General features: G+C 53.4%; 17 protein-coding genes, 1 tRNA gene and 3 rRNA genes. 5 read left to right on the top strand and 16 right to left on the bottom strand.

Features of this window, described 5'->3' with window-relative positions; all coding sequences use genetic code 11:
* Positions 1–177: 177 nt before the first annotated feature.
* The 4 genes from polA to LK04_RS19165 form a co-directional block, all read right to left on the bottom strand.
* Positions 178–2,967 (bottom strand): DNA polymerase I, encoded by a 2,790-nt coding sequence (gene polA / locus LK04_RS19180; RefSeq protein WP_039328048.1) that lies wholly within the window; start codon positions 2,965–2,967, stop codon positions 178–180.
* A 366-nt stretch (positions 2,968–3,333) separates the two neighbouring features.
* Positions 3,334–3,963 carry a thiol:disulfide interchange protein DsbA gene (gene dsbA / locus LK04_RS19175; protein WP_038644001.1) on the bottom strand — a complete coding sequence of 210 codons (630 nt, stop codon included), beginning with the start codon at positions 3,961–3,963 and terminating at the stop codon, positions 3,334–3,336.
* Between the two features lie 26 nt (positions 3,964–3,989).
* A complete protein-coding gene (locus LK04_RS19170; protein WP_039328041.1) occupies positions 3,990–4,976 on the bottom strand; it encodes a serine/threonine protein kinase in 987 nt (328 codons plus the stop codon).
* Positions 4,977–5,022: 46 nt separating this feature from the next.
* Positions 5,023–5,298 carry a YihD family protein gene (locus LK04_RS19165; protein ID WP_039328039.1) on the bottom strand — a complete coding sequence of 92 codons (276 nt, stop codon included), beginning with the start codon at positions 5,296–5,298 and terminating at the stop codon, positions 5,023–5,025.
* Positions 5,299–5,369: 71 nt separating this feature from the next.
* Here LK04_RS19165 and mobA point away from each other — a divergent pair, with 71 nt between their 5' ends.
* Both mobA and mobB read left to right on the top strand, forming a co-directional pair.
* On the top strand, positions 5,370–5,945 hold the full coding sequence (gene mobA, locus LK04_RS19160; RefSeq protein ID WP_039328036.1) for a molybdenum cofactor guanylyltransferase MobA: 576 nt from the start codon (positions 5,370–5,372) through the stop codon (positions 5,943–5,945).
* Positions 5,942–6,448 carry a molybdopterin-guanine dinucleotide biosynthesis protein MobB gene (mobB, locus tag LK04_RS19155; protein WP_039328033.1) on the top strand — a complete coding sequence of 169 codons (507 nt, stop codon included), beginning with the start codon at positions 5,942–5,944 and terminating at the stop codon, positions 6,446–6,448. Before mobA ends, mobB begins: the two co-directional genes overlap by 4 nt.
* An 84-nt stretch (positions 6,449–6,532) precedes the next feature.
* Here the strand turns inward: mobB and rrf are convergent.
* The 4 genes from rrf to LK04_RS19135 form a co-directional block, all read right to left on the bottom strand.
* Positions 6,533–6,648, bottom strand: a 5S ribosomal RNA gene (rrf, locus tag LK04_RS19150).
* A 227-nt stretch (positions 6,649–6,875) separates the two neighbouring features.
* A 23S ribosomal RNA gene (locus LK04_RS19145) occupies positions 6,876–9,781 on the bottom strand.
* 214 nt (positions 9,782–9,995) lie between these two features.
* Positions 9,996–10,071, bottom strand: a tRNA-Glu gene (locus LK04_RS19140).
* 87 nt (positions 10,072–10,158) lie between these two features.
* A 16S ribosomal RNA gene (locus LK04_RS19135) occupies positions 10,159–11,698 on the bottom strand.
* The 16S, 23S and 5S rRNA genes sit together here with 1 tRNA gene alongside, the layout of an rRNA operon.
* A 555-nt stretch (positions 11,699–12,253) precedes the next feature.
* Between LK04_RS19135 and mdtD the strand changes: the two genes are divergently transcribed.
* The gene (mdtD, locus tag LK04_RS19130) at positions 12,254–13,657 is read left to right on the top strand and encodes a multidrug transporter subunit MdtD (RefSeq protein ID WP_039332948.1); all 1,404 of its coding nucleotides are present in this window, start codon (positions 12,254–12,256) and stop codon (positions 13,655–13,657) included.
* On the opposite strand, the gene rbsR is transcribed toward mdtD, so the two are convergent.
* From rbsR to LK04_RS19095, 7 genes are all read right to left on the bottom strand, one after another.
* Positions 13,654–14,637: a ribose operon transcriptional repressor RbsR gene (gene rbsR, locus LK04_RS19125; protein ID WP_039332949.1), complete on the bottom strand. Its 984-nt coding sequence runs from the start codon at positions 14,635–14,637 to the stop codon at positions 13,654–13,656. The two genes, mdtD and rbsR, sit on opposite strands and share 4 nt — an antisense overlap.
* 13 nt (positions 14,638–14,650) lie before the next feature.
* Positions 14,651–15,580 (bottom strand): ribokinase, encoded by a 930-nt coding sequence (gene rbsK / locus LK04_RS19120; protein WP_039332951.1) that lies wholly within the window; start codon positions 15,578–15,580, stop codon positions 14,651–14,653.
* A 65-nt stretch (positions 15,581–15,645) separates the two neighbouring features.
* The gene (gene rbsB / locus LK04_RS19115) at positions 15,646–16,521 is read right to left on the bottom strand and encodes a ribose ABC transporter substrate-binding protein RbsB (RefSeq protein ID WP_039332952.1); all 876 of its coding nucleotides are present in this window, start codon (positions 16,519–16,521) and stop codon (positions 15,646–15,648) included.
* A gap of 27 nt (positions 16,522–16,548) precedes the next feature.
* Positions 16,549–17,520, bottom strand: coding sequence for a ribose ABC transporter permease (gene rbsC / locus LK04_RS19110; protein WP_034830072.1), 972 nt, complete (start codon positions 17,518–17,520; stop codon positions 16,549–16,551).
* Entirely contained in the window at positions 17,517–19,025 is a 1,509-nt protein-coding gene (gene rbsA, locus LK04_RS19105; RefSeq protein ID WP_039332954.1) for a ribose ABC transporter ATP-binding protein RbsA, read from the bottom strand. Before rbsA ends, rbsC begins: the two co-directional genes overlap by 4 nt.
* A gap of 7 nt (positions 19,026–19,032) precedes the next feature.
* Positions 19,033–19,452, bottom strand: coding sequence for a D-ribose pyranase (gene rbsD / locus LK04_RS19100; protein WP_039332955.1), 420 nt, complete (start codon positions 19,450–19,452; stop codon positions 19,033–19,035).
* A gap of 170 nt (positions 19,453–19,622) precedes the next feature.
* Positions 19,623–20,018, bottom strand: a complete 396-nt coding sequence (locus LK04_RS19095) for a YgiW/YdeI family stress tolerance OB fold protein (RefSeq protein ID WP_039332957.1) — start codon at positions 20,016–20,018, stop codon at positions 19,623–19,625.
* A 160-nt stretch (positions 20,019–20,178) separates the two neighbouring features.
* On the opposite strand from LK04_RS19095, the gene qseB reads away from it, so the two are divergent.
* Positions 20,179–20,841 carry a quorum sensing response regulator transcription factor QseB gene (gene qseB, locus LK04_RS19090; protein WP_039332960.1) on the top strand — a complete coding sequence of 221 codons (663 nt, stop codon included), beginning with the start codon at positions 20,179–20,181 and terminating at the stop codon, positions 20,839–20,841.
* Positions 20,838–22,169 (top strand): quorum sensing histidine kinase QseC, encoded by a 1,332-nt coding sequence (qseC, locus tag LK04_RS19085; protein ID WP_039332962.1) that lies wholly within the window; start codon positions 20,838–20,840, stop codon positions 22,167–22,169. The genes qseB and qseC overlap by 4 nt, the downstream gene beginning before the upstream one ends.
* Positions 22,170–22,181: 12 nt before the next feature.
* Here qseC and kup read toward each other — a convergent pair whose 3' ends face one another.
* On the bottom strand, positions 22,182–24,050 hold the full coding sequence (gene kup / locus LK04_RS19080; RefSeq protein WP_039332964.1) for a low affinity potassium transporter Kup: 1,869 nt from the start codon (positions 24,048–24,050) through the stop codon (positions 22,182–22,184).
* Between the last annotated feature and the right edge of the window lie 16 nt (positions 24,051–24,066).

The raw sequence follows: 24,066 nt of genomic DNA, 5'->3' as shown, positions 1-24,066 counted from the left end.
AGGTTCGTCACACTTTGGCTTAAGGCATGTAGTTTAATTACTAAAAAAATGCTTAGGGGATAAGCAGTTACCCAACGTGCATTTTACAAGCGGCTTTGCGGGTTTGCTGAACCGATTAATCAAACTTTTTTCTTATGATGATGTCAGCGGCACCGAGATGCCGCCAACATTCACCTGTTAGTGTGCCTGATCCCAGTTATCACCCGTTCCGACTTCAACCTGCAGCGGTACATCCAACTTCATGCTGCTCTCCATCAGTTGACGGATCGTCGCACTGGCACTCTCAACCGCATCATTGCGGATCTCGAACACCAATTCATCGTGTACCTGCATGATCATCTGCACTGCATCATCATTCTGCTGTTGTAACCACCCATCCACAGCAATCATCGCGCGTTTAATGATATCTGCTGCCGTGCCTTGCATCGGGGCATTAATCGCCGCACGCTCAGCCGCTTTACGACGAATGGCGTTGCTGGAATTGATGTCCGGCAGCCACAGACGGCGGCCCTCAAGGGTTTCAACGTAGCCCTTCTCCGCAGCTTGCGCACGCGTCTCTTCCATATAGCGCAGCACGCCCGGATAACGTTCGAAATAGAGATCCATATACTTCTTCGCTTCGCCGGCACCGATATTCAGCTGACGCGATAAACCAAATGCGCTCATGCCATAGATCAAACCAAAGTTAATCGCTTTGGCACTGCGACGCTGCTCCCCTGACACCTTACTCAGCGCCACACCAAACACTTCTGACGCCGTGGCACGGTGAATGTCTTCTCCCTGCGCAAAGGCATCCAGCAAGCCTTTATCCTGTGACAGGTGCGCCATAATACGCAGTTCAATTTGCGAGTAGTCAGCCGCCACAATGCGCTTATCCGCACCCGCTATAAACGCCTGGCGAATACGACGACCTTCATCATTACGCACCGGGATATTTTGCAGGTTCGGATCGGTCGAAGAGAGACGCCCGGTTGCGGTAACTGCCTGATGATAAGAGGTATGGACGCGACCGGTTTTCGGATTGATCATCAGTGGCAATTTATCGGTGTAGGTCGACTTGAGCTTCGACAGACCACGGTGCTCCAGAATCACTTTTGGCAGCGGATAGTCGAGAGCCAGCTCAGCCAGCACTTCTTCACTGGTTGATGGGGCACCGCCCGGCGTTTTCTTGGTGGGTTTAATGCCCTGCTTTTCAAACAGAATGGTTTGCAGCTGTTTGGTAGAAGAGAGATTAAACGGCTCACCGGCTAATTCGTGAGCCTTCAGCTCAAGCTCAGCCAAACGGGTAGTCAGCTCCTGCGAGTGCTTCGCCAGAATGTTTTGATCGATCAACACGCCGTTACGCTCAACACGAGAAATCACCGTAACCAGCGGCATTTCAATGTCGGTAAACACCTGCTTCGGCCCCGCTTCCTGCTCCAGCTTTGGCCACATTTGCATGTGCAGCTGCAGCGTGACATCGGCGTCTTCTGCGGCGTAGTGAGCGGCCTGCTCAATCGCAATCTGGTTGAAGGTCAGCTGATTTTTGCCTTTTCCGGCAATCTCTTCAAAGGTCACGGTTTTGTGGTTCAACCAGCGCGCCGCCAGGCTGTCCATATCATGTTTACCGCCAACGCTGTTCAGACAGTAAGACTCCAGCATGGTGTCGAATTTAATGCCTTTCAGCTCAATGTCGTAATTCTTGAGCACGCCGCGGTCGTACTTGAGGTTTTGCCCCACTTTCGCGGCTTTGGCATCTTCAAGCAGCGGTTTCAGCTGTTTCAGGACGTCGGTGCGGTCCAGCTGGTCTGGTGCATCAAGATAGTCATGGCCCACCGGAAGATAAGCCGCTTCACCCGGCGCGATCGCAAAGGAGAGACCAATAATGTTGGCGCTCCAGTTATCCAGCGAATCGGTTTCCAAATCGAAGGCAAACAGCTCCGCATTTTTCAGCTTTTGCAGCCACTCGTCGAAGGTCGCCTGATCAAGAATGGTGACGTAGCCATCCGATGACAGCACGCTGGCTGTTTCCGCGGCTGCGGCCACAGGTTCACTTGCCAGTGATTTCTGAGCCTGGGTATTGCTCTTCTTACCCTGAAGCCAGGTGCCATCCTGTAAATCGGTGATCCAGCGTTTGAACTCGTAACGGCCAAACAAAGTTTGCAGCGCTTCGACGTCAGGCTCGTTAACCGTGAGCTGCTCACAGCCCAGCTCCAGCTCAACGTCGGTCTTAATCGTCGCCAGCTGATAAGAGAGGAAAGCCACCTCACGGTTTTGCTCCAGCTTCGCCGCCATGGTTTTCGCGCCACGGAACGAAAGATCGGCCACTTTATCGAGATTGTCGTAAATCGACTGCATGCCGCCTAACCCTTGCAGCAGTGCTTGTGCCGTCTTCTCTCCCACGCCCGGCACACCGGGAATATTGTCCGAGCTATCGCCCATCATGGCCAGGAAATCGATAATCAGTGACGGCGGAACACCATATTTCTGCTCAACCTCTTCCGGACCCAGCACCGTATTGGTCATGGTGTTGATCAGCGTGATGCCCGGCGTGACCAGCTGAGCCATGTCTTTATCACCGGTACTGATCAACACTGCACGGCCTTGCTTCTCGGCTTCCTGCGCCAGTGTGCCGATAACATCATCGGCCTCAACGCCCGTCACGGCCAATAATGGCAAACCCATTGCTTTAACCATCTCATGCAGCGGTTCAATCTGTGCACGCAGATCGTCAGGCATGGGCGGACGGTGAGATTTGTAGTGCTCGAATAACTCATCACGGAAGGTTTTGCCTTTCGCATCGAAGACAACAGCCACGTGGCTCGGCTGATACTGCATCAACAGGCTTTTCAGCATATTGAGCACACCATACATGGCGCCTGTTGGCTCGCCAGCACTGTTGGTTAACGGCGGAAAGGCATGATATGCCCGATAGAGATATGAGGAGCCGTCTACCAGAATCAGAGGGTTTTCTGCAATTTGCGCCATAGGTTCGTATTTTCTTCGTTGCGATAATGAGGGCTATAAGGATGCCACAACCAGAGAAGAATGTTGAATCTGTGCGGGGAAGTCAGGATCTTTTTCGCGGTTACGCGGAGCGGATCGCAAGGATCGGGTTGTGGATAACTTTGTGCGTAAAAATCATAACGTATTGTTATTTACGTTAATTGCAATCATTTTACTGATAAAAACATCTTATATTCAAAGAGTTATTAACTTACCGTGATGCACAACACCTTTTTAAAAAGGTGATCGTCCATGTGGATATTAAGCGGAGGGTTAACAGGAGTATGAGTGTTGCGCAGTGATAATGGCGATAAAACGCCGACATTGTCGACGTTTTATCAAGCTTGATTACTTCTTCTCAACCAGGAACTTCACTACGTTGGCATAATCAGCAACGAAATTGTCCATAGAGCTGGTATCAAGGCCGCCATTGTTGACCATGTATTTGCCGTTAACGAAGATCGCAGGCACACCTTGCAAGTTCAGGTCAGAGGCTGCTTTCTGCTGCTGCGCCACCAATGCTTTTACCGCAAAGCTGTTCCATGCAGCATCATAATCTTCAGAAGAGATGCCCGCCGCCTGGATGAAAGTCGCTTTCAGGCTTGCTGCATCAGTGATGGTTTGGGTTTTCTGGATACCATCAAAAATCGGTGCAGTGACTTTGCTTTCCACACCTAAGGCCATCGCCACAGCCCAAGCCTGCGTGACGACTGGGCCGAAATCACCACCCAGGAAATCGACGTGATATTTCGTCACTTTGGTGTCAGCTGGCAGGTTCTTTTTCACTGCATCACTCACGTGATAAACACGTTCGAACTGGTAGCAGTGTGGGCAGAAGAAGGAGAAGAACTCCAGCACCTGCGGTTCACCCGCAACCGGCTTTGGCAGCGTAACGAACTGTTTGCCGTCGTTAAACTGTGCGGCTGAAGCGCCAAATGCCAGCATTAATCCTACCAGCGCAAACATAATCTTTTTCATCGTGAAAAAATCTCCTGAGTACTTCATTAAAATTGCGGGCTAAGCTGCAACGGGGGTTGGTGTAACAGCCTCTCCTGCTCGATAAATAGTGCAATCTGTCGGCGCCAGAAATCCTCATCGGTCATCCAGGGGAAAGCGCGCGGAAAAGCGGGATCCTGCCAACGGCGTACCACCCAGGCCAAATAATAAACCATGCGCATAGCGCGTAAAGGCTCAATCAGTGACAATTCATGTAAATCGAAGTCACTGAATTCATTATAAGCTTCCAGCAGAATGTCCCATTGGATCAGTTGCTCCTGACGATCGCCATTCACCAACATCCATAAATCCTGCACGGCCGGGCCGTTACGCGCGTCATCCAGATCGACAAACATCGGGCCATCGCGCCATAGAATATTACCCGGATGGCAGTCACCGTGCAGCCGAAGAGGTTGCCATTGGCTATGCCAACACTGCTGCAGCGTGCTGCTGAGTTTATCTACGGCGTTCAGCAGTGCGTCTTTCAGCGCACCAGGCACCAGTGTGCTTTGCTCCAGTTCCCGACGAGGCTGGAACACATACTCTTCCAGACCCATTGTTGGGCGCTGCTGAAACAGACTCTGACGACCGGTTTGATGGATGCGGCCCAGAAAACGCCCCACCCACTCCATCTGTTCTTCGTTATCTGTTTCATATTGTCGTCCTCCCAGACTGGGGAAAACGGCAAACATAAATCCGGCATGCTGGTTCAGCGTGCTGCCTTGCAGCGTCAATGGCGCTGCCACCGGAACTTCATCTGCCAGCAGATCCCGTGTGAACTGATGCTCTTCATGAATCTGCTGCGCACTCCAGCGTTGTGGACGATAAAACTTGGCCACATAGCGACGCTTTTCATCATCGCTGAACTGATAAACACGGTTCTCGTAGCTATTGAGGGCGGTTAGGCCTGATTCGACACGCAGACCCGCATCCCAAAGTGCATCGAGGATGACATCAGGGTCCAGCGTCTGGAAAGTAAAGGCAGCTTCGCTCATCATTTTGTCTGTAGGTTACCGTTGCAAGTCATGCGCAAGGATAACACTACTCATCATCCTTAATCACACCGCGCGCACGTAATAGCGCAGTTTTGAAGTCCACTTCGTGATCCTTTTTCAGTCCGGGAATTTCAGCATGGCTGTCAGCATCACGCATCTTGAGATGGTAAATCAATACATCATCGGTTAATTCACTTAATGGGCCACTGAAACCGGATTCCTGCGCCAATTTTTGTAAAAATGCCAGCAGGTTAAGATCCGACTCCTTTTGCCATGCCGGTTGCAGGAGTTCGAGAAGTTCATTAAGGCGGTGATATTTCATCGTTGATTCCTTTACGCAGGTGGTACGCTGCCGTGATGCAAGTATCGTCCAGAATGACTAAGGAGACGAAAATGACAGCATTGACTGGCGTGATCCTAGCCGGTGGGCAAGGCAGCCGTATGGGAGGTCAAGATAAAGGGCTGCTGGAACTGCAGGGCAAACCGCTTTATCAACACGTTCTGCAGCGATTCATGCCGCAGGTCAATATTGTGTTGATAAGCGCGAACCGTAACATTGATCGTTATCAGCATAGCGGCTGTCAGGTGATTACTGATTCTATGTCTGATTTCCCAGGGCCTCTGGCTGGCATGCTGAGTGGTTTGCAGCACAGCAAAACCGAATGGGTCGCCTTTTGCGCCTGTGATACGCCCTGGCTTCCAGAGGATTTCGTCGCACGTTTATGGCAGCAGCGCGGCAATGCCCCCGCTGTCTGGGTACGTTCGACGCAGCGCGATCATCCCGCATTAGCGCTGGTTCATCGATCATTAGCCGATGATCTGGAAGCCTGGCTGTTACGCGGTGAGCGACGTTTAATGCAGTTCCTACGGGAGCACGGCGGCCATGCGGTGACATTTACCGATCCTGAGTCGGCGTTTCGCAACATCAATACCCCGGACGATTTGATGAATGAGGAGAACCTGTCATGAGCGTGCCGTTGCTGGCAGTTGTGGCATGGTGCGGGACAGGAAAAACCACCTTGTTACAGCAGGTTATCCCTTTGCTAAAGGAACGAGGCATCCGTACAGGGTTAATCAAGCACACTCACCATCAAATGGATATAGATACACCGGGAAAGGACAGCTATTTGCTGCGAAAAGCGGGTGCCGACCAAGTGATCGTCGCCAGTAACCAACGCTGGGCTTTGATGTGTGAAACCCCGGATCAGCCGTTAGATTTGACGGCGTTAGCGGCCAAAATGGACAGTTCAATCTTGGATTTGGTGCTGGTTGAAGGCTTTAAGGGCGAACCGGTGCCCAAAATTGCCCTCTGGCGGCACGGTGTTAAAGGTGGGGTGACCGATTTATTGGATGAATACGTGATTGCTGTGGCAAGCGATGAGAAATTGGCAATCAACCTTCCTCTCCTTGATATTAATCAGACAGTTAAGGTGGCTGATTTTATTGAAGAGTGGCTGAAAAGAGGCCAATAAACAGAGATTTTTTGGATGAGGTGGCTGAATTTTAGACGTAAAAAAGCCCTGAACTTTCGTTCAGGGCTTCTTCACTTGTTTGATGCCTGGCAGTTCCCTACTCTCGCATGGGGAGGCCCCACACTACCATCGGCGCTACGGCGTTTCACTTCTGAGTTCGGCATGGGGTCAGGTGGGACCACCGCGCTAAAGCCGCCAGGCAAATCTTGGTGTTCTGTCCTGTGTCTTTTGCACTGCTGCTGCGTTGGCTGCGTTCGTGCTGCTCAGTCACATACTGATGTATGCTCCTTCACATCGTCTCGCTTGCCGCCTTGCCTCAGCGCAAAATCCTTCGGACTCATGTCCGCAGAACAAAACTAAATCTTTAATCCGGTGAACTAAGCTGAAAATCTACTTTGCGTCTCTTCAAAAACGCCTCTGGCGTTGTAAGGTTAAGCCTCACGGGTCATTAGTACCGGTTAGCTCAATGCATCGCTGCACTTACACATCCGGCCTATCAACGTCGTCGTCTTCAACGTCCCTTCAGGGGCATCAAGTGCCCAGGGAGAACTCATCTTGGGGCAAGTTTCGTGCTTAGATGCTTTCAGCACTTATCTTTTCCGCACTTAGCTACCGGGCAATGCCATTGGCATGACAACCCGAACACCAGTGGTGCGTTCACTCCGGTCCTCTCGTACTAGGAGCAACCCCCCTCAATTCTCCAGCGCCCACGGCAGATAGGGACCGAACTGTCTCACGACGTTCTAAACCCAGCTCGCGTACCACTTTAAACGGCGAACAGCCGTACCCTTGGGACCTACTTCAGCCCCAGGATGTGATGAGCCGACATCGAGGTGCCAAACACCGCCGTCGATATGAACTCTTGGGCGGTATCAGCCTGTTATCCCCGGAGTACCTTTTATCCGTTGAGCGATGGCCCTTCCATTCAGAACCACCGGATCACTATGACCTGCTTTCGCACCTGCTCGAGCCGTCACTCTCGCAGTCAAGCTGGCTTATGCCATTGCACTAACCTCCTGATGTCCGACCAGGATTAGCCAACCTTCGTGCTCCTCCGTTACTCTTTGGGAGGAGACCGCCCCAGTCAAACTACCCACCAGACACTGTCCGCAACCCGGATTACGGGTCTACGTTAGAACATCAAACATTAAAGGGTGGTATTTCAAGGATGGCTCCACGCAGACTGGCGTCCACGCTTCAAAGCCTCCCACCTATCCTACACATCAAGGCTCAATGTTCAGTGTCAAGCTATAGTAAAGGTTCACGGGGTCTTTCCGTCTTGCCGCGGGTACACTGCATCTTCACAGCGATTTCAATTTCACTGAGTCTCGGGTGGAGACAGCCTGGCCATCATTACGCCATTCGTGCAGGTCGGAACTTACCCGACAAGGAATTTCGCTACCTTAGGACCGTTATAGTTACGGCCGCCGTTTACCGGGGCTTCGATCAAGAGCTTCTCCTTGCGGATAACCCCATCAATTAACCTTCCGGCACCGGGCAGGCGTCACACCGTATACGTCCACTTTCGTGTTTGCACAGTGCTGTGTTTTTAATAAACAGTTGCAGCCAGCTGGTATCTTCGACTGCCTTCAGCTCCGTCCGCGAGGGACTTCACCTACCGACAGCGTGCCTTCTCCCGAAGTTACGGCACCATTTTGCCTAGTTCCTTCACCCGAGTTCTCTCAAGCGCCTTGGTATTCTCTACCTGACCACCTGTGTCGGTTTGGGGTACGATTTCGTGTTACCTGGAGCTTAGAGGCTTTTCCTGGAAGCAGGGCATCAGTTACTTCATCACCGTAGTGACTCGTCATCACACCTCAGCGTTAAAAGAGTTCCGGATTTACCTAAAACTCCCGCCTACATGCTTAAACCGGGACAACCGTCGCCCGGATAACCTAGCCTTCTCCGTCCCCCCTTCGCAGTAACACCAAGTGCAGGAATATTAACCTGCTTCCCATCGACTACGCTTTTCAGCCTCGCCTTAGGGGTCGACTCACCCTGCTCCGATTAACGTTGAACAGGAACCCTTGGTCTTCCGGCGAGCGGGCTTTTCACCCGCTTTATCGTTACTTATGTCAGCATTCGCACTTCTGATACCTCCAGCAGCCCTCACAGGCCACCTTCAACGGCTTACAGAACGCTCCCCTACCCAACAACGCCTAAGCGTCGCTGCCGCAGCTTCGGTGCATGGTTTAGCCCCGTTACATCTTCCGCGCAGGCCGACTCGACCAGTGAGCTATTACGCTTTCTTTAAATGATGGCTGCTTCTAAGCCAACATCCTGGCTGTCTGTGCCTTCCCACATCGTTTCCCACTTAACCATGACTTTGGGACCTTAGCTGGCGGTCTGGGTTGTTTCCCTCTTCACGACGGACGTTAGCACCCGCCGTGTGTCTCCCGTGATAACATTCTTCGGTATTCGCAGTTTGCATCGGGTTGGTAAGCCGGGATGGCCCCCTAGCCGAAACAGTGCTCTACCCCCGAAGATGAGTTCACGAGGCGCTACCTAAATAGCTTTCGGGGAGAACCAGCTATCTCCCGGTTTGATTGGCCTTTCACCCCCAGCCACAAGTCATCCGCTAATTTTTCAACATTAGTCGGTTCGGTCCTCCAGTTAGTGTTACCCAACCTTCAACCTGCCCATGGCTAGATCACCGGGTTTCGGGTCTATACCCTGCAACTTAACGCCCAGTTAAGACTCGGTTTCCCTGCGGCTCCCCTATACGGTTAACCTTGCTACAGAATATAAGTCGCTGACCCATTATACAAAAGGTACGCAGTCACCTAACAAGTAGGCTCCCACTGCTTGTACGTACACGGTTTCAGGTTCTGTTTCACTCCCCTCGCCGGGGTTCTTTTCGCCTTTCCCTCACGGTACTGGTTCACTATCGGTCAGTCAGGAGTATTTAGCCTTGGAGGATGGTCCCCCCATATTCAGACAGGATACCACGTGTCCCGCCCTACTCTTCGAACTCACAGAAGGTGTGCTTTTGTGTACGGGAGTATCACCCTGTACCCTGCGACTTTCCAGACGCTTCCACTAACACACCAGCTGATTCAGGTTCTGGGCTGCTCCCCGTTCGCTCGCCGCTACTGGGGGAATCTCGGTTGATTTCTTTTCCTCTGGGTACTTAGATGTTTCAGTTCCCCAGGTTCGCCTCGTAACACTATGTATTCATGTTACGATGATGCACAGAGTGCACCGGGTTTCCCCATTCGGACATCGTCGGCTGTAGCGGTTCATATCACCTTACCGACGCTTTACGCAGATTAGCACGTCCTTCATCGCCTCTGACTGCCAGGGCATCCACCGTGTACGCTTAGTCGCTTAACCTCACAACCCACAGGCGTTTTTCAACGCATGCAAGCTGCAAGCATTTGAGAGACTCGAACATGTCATCATTCATTTCTTATTACGGAGAAATGAACCGACACGTCGTTTCAATTTTCAGCTTGTTCCGGATTGTTAAAGAGCAATATCTTAAACATGACTCGTAAGTCATCTTTAAGATAGTTTGGTTGGCGACTTTCACTCACATACCAGCAAGTGGCGTCCCCTAGGGGATTCGAACCCCTGTTACCGCCGTGAAAGGGCGGTGTCCTAGGCCTCTAGACGAAGGGGACACTAAAGTCTCGTTCGTAAGACGCTTTGCTTCTTTACTTTTCTATCAGACAATCTGTGTGAGCACTTCGCGGGAAAGTATCTTCAGGTAAGGAGGTGATCCAACCGCAGGTTCCCCTACGGTTACCTTGTTACGACTTCACCCCAGTCATGAATCACAAAGTGGTAAGCGCCCTCCCGAAGGTTAAGCTACCTACTTCTTTTGCAACCCACTCCCATGGTGTGACGGGCGGTGTGTACAAGGCCCGGGAACGTATTCACCGTAGCATTCTGATCTACGATTACTAGCGATTCCGACTTCATGGAGTCGAGTTGCAGACTCCAATCCGGACTACGACGCACTTTATGAGGTCCGCTTGCTCTCGCGAGGTCGCTTCTCTTTGTATGCGCCATTGTAGCACGTGTGTAGCCCTACTCGTAAGGGCCATGATGACTTGACGTCATCCCCACCTTCCTCCAGTTTATCACTGGCAGTCTCCTTTGAGTTCCCGGCCGAACCGCTGGCAACAAAGGATAAGGGTTGCGCTCGTTGCGGGACTTAACCCAACATTTCACAACACGAGCTGACGACAGCCATGCAGCACCTGTCTCAGAGTTCCCGAAGGCACCAAAGCATCTCTGCTAAGTTCTCTGGATGTCAAGAGTAGGTAAGGTTCTTCGCGTTGCATCGAATTAAACCACATGCTCCACCGCTTGTGCGGGCCCCCGTCAATTCATTTGAGTTTTAACCTTGCGGCCGTACTCCCCAGGCGGTCGACTTAACGCGTTAGCTCCGGAAGCCACTCCTCAAGGGAACAACCTCCAAGTCGACATCGTTTACGGCGTGGACTACCAGGGTATCTAATCCTGTTTGCTCCCCACGCTTTCGCACCTGAGCGTCAGTCTTTGTCCAGGGGGCCGCCTTCGCCACCGGTATTCCTCCAGATCTCTACGCATTTCACCGCTACACCTGGAATTCTACCCCCCTCTACAAGACTCTAGCCTGCCAGTTTCGAATGCAGTTCCCAGGTTAAGCCCGGGGATTTCACATCCGACTTGACAGACCGCCTGCGTGCGCTTTACGCCCAGTAATTCCGATTAACGCTTGCACCCTCCGTATTACCGCGGCTGCTGGCACGGAGTTAGCCGGTGCTTCTTCTGCGGGTAACGTCAATCGATGAAGCTATTAACTTCACCGCCTTCCTCCCCGCTGAAAGTACTTTACAACCCGAAGGCCTTCTTCATACACGCGGCATGGCTGCATCAGGCTTGCGCCCATTGTGCAATATTCCCCACTGCTGCCTCCCGTAGGAGTCTGGACCGTGTCTCAGTTCCAGTGTGGCTGGTCATCCTCTCAGACCAGCTAGGGATCGTCGCCTAGGTGAGCCATTACCCCACCTACTAGCTAATCCCACCTGGGCACATCCGATGGTGTGAGGCCCGAAGGTCCCCCACTTTGGTCCGAAGACGTTATGCGGTATTAGCTACCGTTTCCAGTAGTTATCCCCCTCCATCGGGCAGTTTCCCAGGCATTACTCACCCGTCCGCCACTCGTCACCCGAGAGCAAGCTCTCTGTGCTACCGTTCGACTTGCATGTGTTAGGCCTGCCGCCAGCGTTCAATCTGAGCCATGATCAAACTCTTCAATTTAAAGTTTGATTTGCTGAAACCAGTTCAGCGATGCTCATCTGTAAAACGTCATAATGAATTTCATTATGTGTTCACTCGTGAGACTTGATATTTTTTACGTCCGGAGACGTTGATATCAATCCTGCGAGTGCCCACACAGATTGTCTGATAAATTGTTAAAGAGCGGTGCAATCAGCGCCTTAAGCTGCTGTTGCGAGGTGGCGTATATTACGCTTTCCTCCTTCAGAGTCAAACACTTTTTTCAGCGTTTTTCTCCGGCGGGGTGAATCACTTCACTCCCTGCTGAGCCGTCTGCGTTGCCGCTTTGCCGTCTCAGTGGTGGCGCATTATAGGGAGTTAATTCTGGCTGACAAGGGTTTATTGCAAAAAATTGACTGAGCGCTACTTTTTTATACGAACAGGCTAAAAACAGACATTTCTCGATCAATAATCAGTCAAAAGCGCCGCTTTGGCGGCACAAATCAGCGTCACCGACTTAAACAGCAATGCTATTCTGTTGGCTAAACGCCGCTCTCTTTGTTGCAGACTGAACAAATTATTAAAGAAGGACTTTCAATGATTCGCTCCGCGCGCAGTATGGCCGGCTTGCCCTGGATCGCCGCCATGGCGTTTTTCATGCAAGCCCTCGACGCCACCATCCTGAATACTGCGCTCCCTGCTATCGCCACCAGCCTTGAACGTTCCCCCCTTGCTATGCAGTCTGCCGTTATCAGCTATACGCTGACGGTGGCGATGCTGATCCCCGTCAGCGGCTGGCTGGCCGATCGCTTTGGCACGCGTAAAGTGTTCATTGTGGCGGTTTCCCTGTTTACCTTAGGCTCGCTGGCCTGCGCCCTGTCCGGCTCATTGAGCATGTTGGTTGTCTCACGCGTGATACAAGGTGTGGGTGGCGCGATGATGATGCCAGTGGCACGTCTGGCACTATTACGCGCTTATCCGCGCAGTGAATTACTGCCCGTGCTCAATTTTGTCACTATGCCGGGATTGGTGGGGCCGATTCTTGGACCGATGCTGGGTGGCTTGCTGGTGACGTACGCCAGCTGGCACTGGATATTCCTCATCAACATTCCCATTGGTATCGCGGGTATCTTCTATGCACGTAAGTTCATGCCTGATTTCACCACGCCCAAGCGCCGCTTTGATTTTGGCGGCTTCATTCTGTTTGGATTGGGCCTGGTACTGATATCTATCGGCATTGAGCTTTTCGGCGAACGCATTGTGTCGCCGTGGCAGGCTGTGCTGGTGCTGATGACCGGTGTCGCGTTACTGCTTCTTTATATAGTGCATGCGCGCCGTCACCCTGCACCACTCATTAACTTGCCGATGTTTAAAACCCGCACCTTCTCGGTGGGCATCATCGGGAATATCGCGGCTCGTCTCGGCACCGGTTGTATTCCGTTCCTGATGCCGTTGATGTTGCAGGTCGGCTTTGGCTATCCCGCGCTTATAGCGGGTTGCATGATGGGGCCGACGGCAATTGGATCGCTGCTGGCCAAATCTACCGTGACGCAAGTGTTACGTCGTTTCGGCTATCGCAAAACGTTGGTTGGCATCACCATCATCATTGGGATTTTGGTGGCCAGCTTCTCGCTGCAAACGCCTGGTGAGAGTGTATTGATGCTGCTGGCGGCTTTGTTTGTACTGGGGATGGCGATGTCGACGCAGTTCACCGCGATGAATACCATCACGTTGGCCGACTTGAATGATGAGAATGCCAGCGGCGGAAACAGCGTGCTGGCAGTGACCCAACAGGTGTCGATCAGTTTTGGGGTGGCCGTGAGCGCCGCCGTGCTGCGCTTCTGGCAGGATATTGAGAGCACCACCGTGCAACAATTCCACGCCACCTTCCTGACTATGGGAGTGATCACGGTGCTGTCTGCGTTTGCCTTCTTGATGTTGCGTCCTGGCGATGGCCGCAATCTGATTGCCAATCGCGAGAAAAAGAAGAAAACCGCTTAAACCGAACCGCGATCCACCAGCTCCGGCGTCAATACCAGCGTTTGCTGGCTGGCGTCGGGGTCACGCATGCGATGAATCAGCGTATCAATCGCCAGTTCGCCTAATTCATCTTTCGGTTGATGAATGGTGCTGAGCGGTGGCGTGAGATAACGAGCCAGTTCGATATTGTCATAACCCATCACGGCAATATCTTGCGGCACACGTAATCCCGCCTGAAATAGCGCATGGTAAACCCCCACCGCCATGGCATCGTTGCTGGTGAAGACTGCATCTGGCAGCGAATCTAATGTCAGTAACTGATTCATCGCGTTGAAACCACCCTGAAACTCGAAATCACCGTCAACCACATAACCCGGCAATACCGGCAATCCACTGCTGGCCATCGCTTTGTGGAAACCCTCCAGACGCAAACGCGCCGGGGTTTTATCTTGTGGTCCAGCAATACAGGCAATCCGCGTGTAGCCACGATCGATAAGATGCTGTGTCGCCAGTTCCCCTCCCAGCAGCGCATTGTCCTGAATAATGTCGCCACGCCCTTCAAACGGAGCCCAGTCCATCATCACCATCGGTACCGAGGGATAACGATTGAGGATCTCGGCAGAGGGAAGATGCGTTTCAGTACACATCATCAGCAAGCCATCGACGCGCTTTTGCATCAGCGTTTCGAGGCTGCGATTCATACGCTCCTCGTCACCTTCGGTATTGCACAGAATCAGGCTATAACCGCGTTCGTAGCAGCTATTCTCCACGCCGCGTACCACTTCGGAGTAGAACGGGTTACTGCTGGCTGTCAGAAGCATGCCAATGGTGCGGGTTTGATTGATCTTCAGGCTACGTGCCAGTGCCGACGGGGCGTAGTTCAGTTCACGAATCGCCTGTTCGACCTTTTCCCGCACCTGTTCGCTGACAAAGCGATTGTTATTAATGACGTGGGAAACGGTGGAGGTAGAGACGCCCGCCAGGCGGGCGACATCTTTCATGGTCGCCAAAGGCTTAACCCTGTTGTTGCAGGAAGGTATCGATCTCAGTGCGCCACGGCACTGAGGGCTGCGCACCCGGACGCGTTACCGCAATGGCGGCAGCGGCATGGGCAAAACGCACTGCATCATGCATCGCAACCCCTTCCAGACGCGCGGTAATAAAGGCACCGTTGAAGGTATCGCCAGCGGCAATGGTATCAATCGCCTGCACGCTAAAGCCCGGAATGCGTACACCCTTGCCTTGCTCACTCAGCCACACACCACGGCGACCCAAGGTGAGCAGTACCGTGTGAATTCCTTTGTCATGCAACGCCTGCGCGGCACGCGCCGCGTCTTCATCACTCTTCACCGCGATACCGGTCAAAATTTCGGCCTCGGTTTCATTCGGTGTAATGATGTCAATCAACGCCAGCAACTCATCAGACAAATGCGTTGCCGGTGCGGGATTCAAAATGACCTGCGTGGCGTTGGCACGCGCAATTTTTGCCGCTGCGAATACGCTTTCCAGCGGAGACTCCAGCTGCATCAACAGCGCTTTTGCCTGGGCAATCACCTGCTGATGACGATCTACACACTCTGGAGTGAGTGCTGCGTTGGCACCAGAATAGATGCCGATATTATTTTCACCTTCGCCATTCACGAAGATCATCGCCACACCGGTGGCTTCATCGGCAACGGTTTCAACCGGTGCCGTATCAATGCGGTCCTGCTGCAACTGCTGGCGGATACGTTCGCCGATATCATCAGCGCCAACACAGGCAATAAAAGCAATGTCAGCACCGGCACGACCGGCTGCCACAGCCTGGTTCGCCCCTTTCCCCCCAAAAGCAATCTGATACTGTTTTCCGATCACCGTTTCACCGGGACGAGGAAAATGGGTGAGGTTAAGGATGTGGTCAGCATTAATGCTGCCAAGTACCGCCAGTTTTGCGTTTGTGTTCATCGGGTTTGATCCAGAAAATTGCGCCACCGGGAAGGTGGCGCGTTGCCATGCTTTTCTTTGCTTTTTTATTTGGTAACCAGCTTCAGGTCTACTGGGTTAACCGCCTGCACTTTCTCGCCTTTCAGCACTTTATCTGCAGTATCAACGCCAATCACGCCAATTTTATCAGGCATCTGCGCGACAGTAGCGGTCAGTTTACCGGATTCTACTGCTTTCACACCGTCAGCGGTGCCGTCGAAGCCGACCACCAGCACATCGGTTTTACCTGCGGTCTGCAGTGCACGCAGTGCGCCCAGTGCCATCTCATCGTTCTGCGCAAATACCGCCTGCACGTCTGGATGCGCTTGCAGCAGGTTCTGCATCACGTTCAGACCTTTAGTACGGTCGAAGTCTGCAGGCTGGCTCGCCAGGATATTAAATTTGTGTGCATCAGCGGCCTGTTTGAAACCTTCACCACGCTCACGCGCCGCGGAAGTACCGGCAATGCCCTGCAGTTCGATGATTTTGGCGCCATCGCCCAGTTTCTTCGCGATGAAGTCACCGGCCATTTTGCCGCCGAAGCGGTTGTCAGACGCCACGTGGCTCACCACGGTACCTTGAGCAGCCACACGGTCCAGGGTGATCACCGGAATGTTCGCCTGGTTTGCCATTTTCACGGCGTTACCCACGGCATCAGAGTCCGTTGGGTTGATCAGCATCAGCTTGGTGCCGCGCACAGTCAGATCCTGCACGTTCGCCAGCTCTTTTGCCGGGTTGTTCTGTGAATCCAACACCACCAGGTTATAACCCAGTTTGTCGGCTTCTTTCTGTGCGCCATCTTTCAGTGACACAAAGAACGGATTATTCAGAGTCGATACCACCAACGCAATGGTGTCCTTTGCCATCGCGCCAGCACTGAGGGTGGCGCCAAGGATGACGGCCAATGCAGTTAACTTTTTCATTTATATAATCCTGTGTGAAGGTCAGAGTTACTTACTGCTTTTGTTATCCACCAGCACCGCCAGCAGAATGACTACGGCTTTAACAATCATTTGGTAGTAAGAAGACACACCCATCAGATTCAGGCCATTGTTCAGGAAGCCAAGGATCAGCGCACCAATCAACGTGCCCATAATGCGACCCTTACCGCCCGCCAGACTGGTTCCGCCCAATACAACGGCAGCAATCGCATCCAGTTCATAGCCAGTGCCCGCCGTCGGTTGGGCAGACGAGAGGCGCGCCACTTCAATGGTGCCGGCCAGCGCTGCCAGCAGACCGCATAATGAATAAACGATGATTTTTACGCGGTTAACGTTAATGCCTGACAGACGCGTTGCCGCTTCGTTACCACCCAACGCATAGATGTAGCGGCCCAGACGTGTGTGATGCAGCATGTACCAGGCCAGCGCGAACACCACTGCCATCAGCCATACTGGTGTTGGGATCCCCAGCGGACGCCCAATCCCGAACCAGCCAAAGAGATCAGCGTTATCACTGAAGCCGGTGTTGATCGGGCTGCCGTTGGTGTACACCATGGTGACACCGCGCAGCAGCAGCATCATGACTAAGGTGGCGATAAAAGCCTGCACCTTGCCACGTGCGACAATCACGCCGGTAATACCGCCAATCGCCGCACCCAATGCCAGCGAAGCGGCCACCGCCACCAGCGCGTTCACTTCCAGACCCACAATCGAGGCCGCGACCGCACCGGTCAGCGCCAGCAGCGACCCCACGGACAGATCGATACCCGAAGTCAAAATCACCAGCGTCATACCAACCGCCATAATGGCGTTGACCGACGTCTGCTGCAGGATGTTGAACATATTGGCGACGGTGAAAAAGTTTGGACTTTGACTCGCCACCACGGCAATCAGCACGATCAGCGCAATCAGCGATTTCTGCTCCAGCAGCCAGGCTTTGCTGAACCAGCGACGGCTGGCGGGTAAGGTTTGGGTGCTCATACAACTAATTCCTCGCTGTGTTGCTTACCGACTGCTGCCGCCATCAGGGATTCCTGGGTAGCCTGCTCACGGGAAAATTCGCCACTCAGGTGGCCTTCATGCATCACCAGGATGCGATCGCTCATGCCCAGTACTTCCGGCATTTCCGACGACACCAAAATGATGCTTAGCCCTTCGGCTTTGAACTGGTTAATTAACTGATAAATCTCTTTTTTTGCGCCTACGTCTACACCACGGGTCGGTTCATCAAGAATCAACACGTCTGGACGCGTCATCAATCCGCGCGCAATTGCCACTTTCTGTTGGTTTCCGCCAGACAGCAGGCCAATCGGCTGCTCCATCGAAGGGGTTTTGACGTTGAACAGGCGGATAAAATCACCCACCGCTAACAGTTCTTCACTGTGTTTGAGGTTGCCCGCAGACCGGCTGAAATAGCGCAGCGCCGTCAGCGACATGTTCTCTTTCACCGACATGCCGAGTACCAGGCCATCACGCTTGCGGTCTTCTGAGATATAAACGATGCCGTTTGCCAAACCGTCCTGTGGGGATCGGGTGGTGATTTCGCGCCCGTTCAGCGTGACCTTACCGTGCGTGCGTGGCAGCGCACCGTACAGCACTTTCATCAGTTCAGTACGTCCCGCGCCCATCAGGCCGGAAATGCCCAGAATTTCGCCTTTACGTAAAGTGAAGCTGACGTCATCCACACCCGGACCGCTGAGGTGCTCCACCTTCAGGCGAACCTCCCCCGGGGCTTGATCGATATGCGGATATTGATCTTCCAGCTTACGGCCGACCATCATCTCGATCAGACTCTCTTCACTGAGATCGCTGACCGCGCGCTCGGCAATAAACTGGCCGTCACGGAATACGGTCACGTCATCGCAAATTTCGAAGATCTCTTTCATGCGGTGCGAGATATACACGATGCCGCAGCCTTGGGCTTTCAGCTCGTTGATCACGCGGAACAGCGACAAGGTCTCGGTATCGGTCAGGGCATCGGTGGGTTCATCCATAATGATGACCTGTGACTCGAAGCTCAGCACTTTGGCAATCTCAACCATTTGCTGATCGCCAATCGATAAATCGCCCACCAGCTTATGGCTATTGAAGCGTAAGTTGAGGCGATGTAATAAAGCGTCCGCCTCGGCATACATCCGTTGCCACTGGATACGGCCAAAGCGGTTAACAAATTCGCGACCGAGGAAAATATTCTCTGCCACGGTCAATTGCGGAATCAGGTTCAGTTCCTGATGGATGATACCAATGCCCGCTTCCTGCGACGCTTTCGGTCCAGAAAAAGCCACATCCTTACCCAGCCACTGCAGCGAACCGGCATCCATGCTGTAAATGCCAGTCAGCACTTTCATCATGGTGGATTTACCCGCACCGTTTTCCCCGACCAGTGCCATCACGCGGCCCGGATAAACGGCCAGCGAGGCACCATTCAGCGCTTTTACACCAGGAAACGACTTTTCAATCCCTTTGAGTTGCAATAACGGTTGCATAACGGCCTCAGAAGGTCACGCCAGCGCTCAGGATGACATTCGCATACGGAGAGCACTCTCCGCTGCGAATGACCGCCTGACTACGCTGAGTCTGTTGTTTGAACTGTTCATGGCTGGTGTAACGAATGGTGATGATATTCCCCTGGTGCTGTTGCAAGGCATCGAGCACGGCGAGCAGTGCGCTGTGAAGCTGCGGATTGTGCTGCTTGATCTCCTCCGCCATCAGGGCGCTTTCGACTTGCATCTCCTGCGTGACAACATCAACCACCTGCAAAAATTCGGGGGTTCCCGGCGTCAACGCCAGATCGATACGCTGCGGACCGGCCGGGATCGGCAAGCCTGCATCAGCAATCGTCAGCGTGTCGGTGTGCCCCAGGCGGGCAATCACATGAGAGACTTCAGCGTTTAACAAGCGACCTTTTTTCATTTCTTCCACTCCACAGCGAAACGTTTCGCTGATTGGGAGTGTATTAAATGCGCAGGGCAACTCAATGGCGATATCACGGAAATGTGATCGCCATCGAAACGTTTCGCTTGTACCGGATAAAATTTGATTTTGGAAAAAGAAAAGAGCCGCTGAAGCGGCTCTGGAGGGTGTTATGGCAGTTTGCGAACCTGTTTAACGTCCAACTCAATGGCGTTGAAGTCTTTATCCAGTTCACCCGTCAGTTCGACCTGATCTTTCGGCGTGATGGTCTGACCATGCCAGCGCTTGTGGTCGATCTCTACTTTCATGGTGCCGCTGCTGTCGCGGAACAAATAGTCTTCATCACCGATTTGCTTATCAAGATTGCCGCGCACGGTGATCCAGCTATCGTCTTTCATCTCTTCGGCTTGTTTCACCGTCACAACGCTGGTGTTGTCAGCCTGGAATCCACCGGCGTGAACCTGGGTTTTCGGCGCATTGGGGTCCACAAACCCACCTTGTTGCGCGGCCAGAACGGGCGTGGCGGCCAACATCACAATGGCTAAGATCGCTGCACTCTTTTTCATTTTTCACCTCTTTTCCATGAATGTGCGGAAGTCAGGAGCCATTTCACCATAAGGTTCTTAACAGGATCTTAAAGAGAAAAAATAGGTGATTTGCAGCGATTTGCACTGTACAAGCGGGGTTCTGCTTCGTATAACCACCCAAGCAGAAGAGGAGAAGGGCATGCGCATTTTGTTGATTGAGGATGACACGCTGATTGGTGATGGCCTGAAAGTGGGCTTAATCAAACTCGGCTTCAGCGTGGACTGGTTCGTGTCCGGCGAAGCAGGTTATCAGGCGCTGGCGGCCGCGCCGTGGGATGCGGTGGTGTTGGATCTTTCGCTGCCGGAACGCGATGGTCTGGAGATCCTGCGTCAGTGGCGTGAGCAGGGCGCGGATGTGCCGGTACTGATCCTCACTGCGCGTGACGCCCTCGATCAACGTGTTCAGGGGTTACAGCTTGGTGCAGACGACTATCTCTGCAAACCCTTTGCCCTCAGCGAAGTCGCCGCACGTTTGCAGGCGCTGATTCGCCGCCGCCATGGGCAGCTGCAGCCTGAATTGAAACACGGCAAAGTGGTGCTGGCGCCGGCCAGCCACAGCGTCTGGCTTGAGGGTGAAGCCATCAGTTTGAAAAGTCGCGAACTGGCATTGCTTGAGCTGTTTATGCGCAACCCTGGCCGCGTGCTAACGCGCAGTCAGCTGGAGGAAAAACTCTACAATTGGGATGACGATGTCTCCAGCAATGCGGTGGAAGTGCATATTCATCATCTGCGCAAAAAGCTGGGCAGTGCATTTATCCGCACCGTACATGGCGTGGGTTATATGCTTGGTGCAGCAGAATGAGCCTGTTTCTTCGGCTGGCGATCGGCTTTGTGCTGCTGATCGTGTTGTGTGGTGGTGTCGCCAGCTACAGCGCCTGGCATCAGACCCGCGACACCGTGAATGAGTTATTCGATACCCAGCAAATGCTGTTTGCTAAACGCCTGCTGGCGCTCGACCCCACCAGCTTGCACGCCGCTTCGCTACCCAAAACGAAAACCATTCTGCGCCATCATCGTGGCGATCAGGATGATGACGCGCTGGCTTTCGCCATCTTCCGTGCAGACGGTCAGCCATTGCTGAATGACGGTGAAAACGGGCGCGATTTGCAGTTTGATGATAAGCGCGACGGCTTCCGTGATGGCCGCTTACGTGGCGATAAGGACAGTTGGCGGCTGTTGTGGCTAACTTCTGAAGATAAAAGCTATCGCGTTGTCGTCGGCCAGGAGTGGGAATACCGTGACGACATGACGCGCGATCTGGCTCTGGCGAGTTTGATGCCATGGCTATACGCCATGCCTTTCATGCTTCTGATGCTGCTGGTGCTGGTTTGGTTTGAACTACGTCCGCTTAAGCGCCTCACCGCATCACTCAAGCAGCGAGCCCCCGATGACGCAACACCACTCGCCGATACGCGTTTACCCAAAGAGGTAAAGCCGCTGGTCATTGCATTGAATGGGCTGTTTCGGCGCATGGCAGAGCTGGTGCAACGCGAGCGCCGTTTTACCTCTGATGCCGCACACGAGTTGCGCAGCCCGCTGGCCGCCTTGCGTGTGCAGAGCGAAGTGATTCAACTCGCTGATGATGATGAAGTGATGCGCCAACACGCTTTACAGCAACTCGACAGCGGCATTCTGCGCGCCACGCGGCTGGTGGATCAGCTGTTAACCCTTTCCCGCGTGGAAGCTGACGATCTGCGCAGCGAATTTCAGCCGGTTGCACTGGCACCTTTGCTGCAAAATTTACTCGCCGAACATTTCCCTCAGGCTGAGGCGCAGCAGATGGATGTGCAACTGCATACCGAGGCTGAACCGGTGATGAACGGTCATCCGCTGCTGTTGAGTTTGTTGGTGCGCAATCTACTGGATAACGCGCTGCGCTATGCACCGCCGGGGAGTCGGATTCAGTTCATCCTCCAGCCGCGCGCCATCATCCTTGAAGATAATGGTCCAGGCGTTAGCGATGAACAGCTAGCCCGTCTCGGGGAACGCTTCTGGCGACCACCGGGGCAAGCGCAAACGGGGAGCGGGTTGGGCTTGTCGATAGTGAAGAATATTGCGCAGTTACACGGTATCCGCATCGCGTTTAGCCATGCCACGCCACAAGGCTTGCGCGTCACCCTGAGCTGGTGACGCGCGGTATCTTTAAATCTCGACCTGGGTGCCCAGCTCAATAACGCGGTTAGGTGGGATCTCAAACTGGTCCGGCGCACGCAGCGCATTGCGTTGCAGTGCGAGGAACAGCTTGCCGCGCAAGCGCAGATACCATGGACGATCGCCGATTATCAGCGACTCATGCGACATGAAGAACGAGGTTTCCATCATGCGGCAATTCAGGCCTTCCAGACCGCAGCGGTGGAAGATCTCCTCCACGTTAGGGGTTTCGCGCCAGCCATAACTGGCCACCACACGCCAGAACGTTGGGGAGAGCAGCTCAATGGTCACACGTCGCACGTTGTGAACGTACGGCGCATCTTCAGTACGCAACGTCAGCAGCACCACGCGCTCATGCAACACTTTGTTGTGCTTGAGGTTATGCAGCATAGCGAACGGGATCACGTTCAACGCTCGCGACATATACACCGCCGTGCCCGGCACACGCACCGGTGGAGATTTCTCCAGTGAGGCGATCATCGCTTCCAGCGAATTGCCGTGCTCATGCATGCGACGCAGCAGGCGGAAGCGCTCGCTTTTCCACGTTGTCATCACAATAAACATCATCAGCGCCAACGTCAGCGGCAACCAGCCACCGGAGAACACTTTTACCAGGTTGGCAGAGAATAGCGAGACGTCGATGCACAGCATACCGATCAGGATCAGCACCACCAGATAGCGGTTCCAGTGCCAGTTCTGAATTGCCACTGTCGAGCAGAGGATGGCGGTCAACACCATGGTGCCGGTTACCGCAATGCCGTAGGCCGCCGCCAGGTTGCTGGAATGCTCGAAACCTACAATCACGATCACCACGGAGAAGTAGAGCAGCCAGTTAATCACCGGAATGTAGATCTGGCCCGACTCCTCTTCTGAGGTATGCACAATGCGCATTGGCGGCAGATAGCCCAAACGCACCGCCTGGCGCGTTAACGAGAACACGCCAGAAATCACCGCTTGTGAAGCGATTACCGTCGCCAGCGTTGCCAGAATCAGCATCGGGATGAGCATCCAGTCCGGTGCCAGCAGGAAGAAGGGGTTTTTGATCGCCTCAGGGTTTTTCAACAACAGCGCGCCCTGACCAAAGTAGTTGAGCACCAGCGAAGGCAGCACAACAATAAACCACGCCAGACGGATCGGGAATTTACCGAAGTGACCCATATCGGCATACAGCGCTTCAACACCAGTGATGGCCAGCACTACCGCGCCCAGCGCGAAGAATGACACTGTTTTGTACTGGATAAAGAAGTGCATCGCCCAATACGGGTTCATGGCGTGAAGCACGTCAGGATTATTGATAATACTGCGCGCGCCCAGCACGGCCAGGATGATAAACCACAGCAGCATCACCGGCGCAAACAGCTTACCGACAATACCCGTACCGTGTTTTTGAATCACAAACAGCAGCGTTAGCACAGCAATCGCAAGTGGGACGATGTAGGTATCCAGACTCGGTGCGGCAATTTCCAGACCTTCAATCGCCGATAACACCGAAACCGCAGGCGTGATCACCACTTCACCGTAGAAGAAGCTGCCGCCAATCAGGCCCATAATGACGAGAATCGCCGTGGCGCGTGCGCCAGTATTGCGTCCGGCCAGAGACATTAACGTTAGGATACCGCCTTCGCCGGCGTTGTCGGCACGCATGACGTAACTGATGTATTTCAGTGACACCACTAAAATCAGCAGCCAGAAGATCAGCGACAAAAAGCCAAATACCGCTTCACGTTCCACGCCAAAGCCGAACTGGCCAGAGAGACATTCACGCAAAGTATAGAGCGGGCTGGTACCGATATCGCCATACACCACGCCAATCGCGGCGAGTGTGACTGCGCCAAGGGACTGCTTCTTATCCGAGCTCATAAGTTGTCTTTTGTTG

The sequence above is a fragment of the Pantoea vagans genome (genome assembly GCF_001506165.1).
Taxonomy (GTDB): Bacteria; Pseudomonadota; Gammaproteobacteria; order Enterobacterales; family Enterobacteriaceae; genus Pantoea; species Pantoea vagans_C.
The sequence above is the reverse complement of the archived record's forward strand: the minus strand, read 5'-3'. Positions and strand labels throughout refer to the sequence as shown.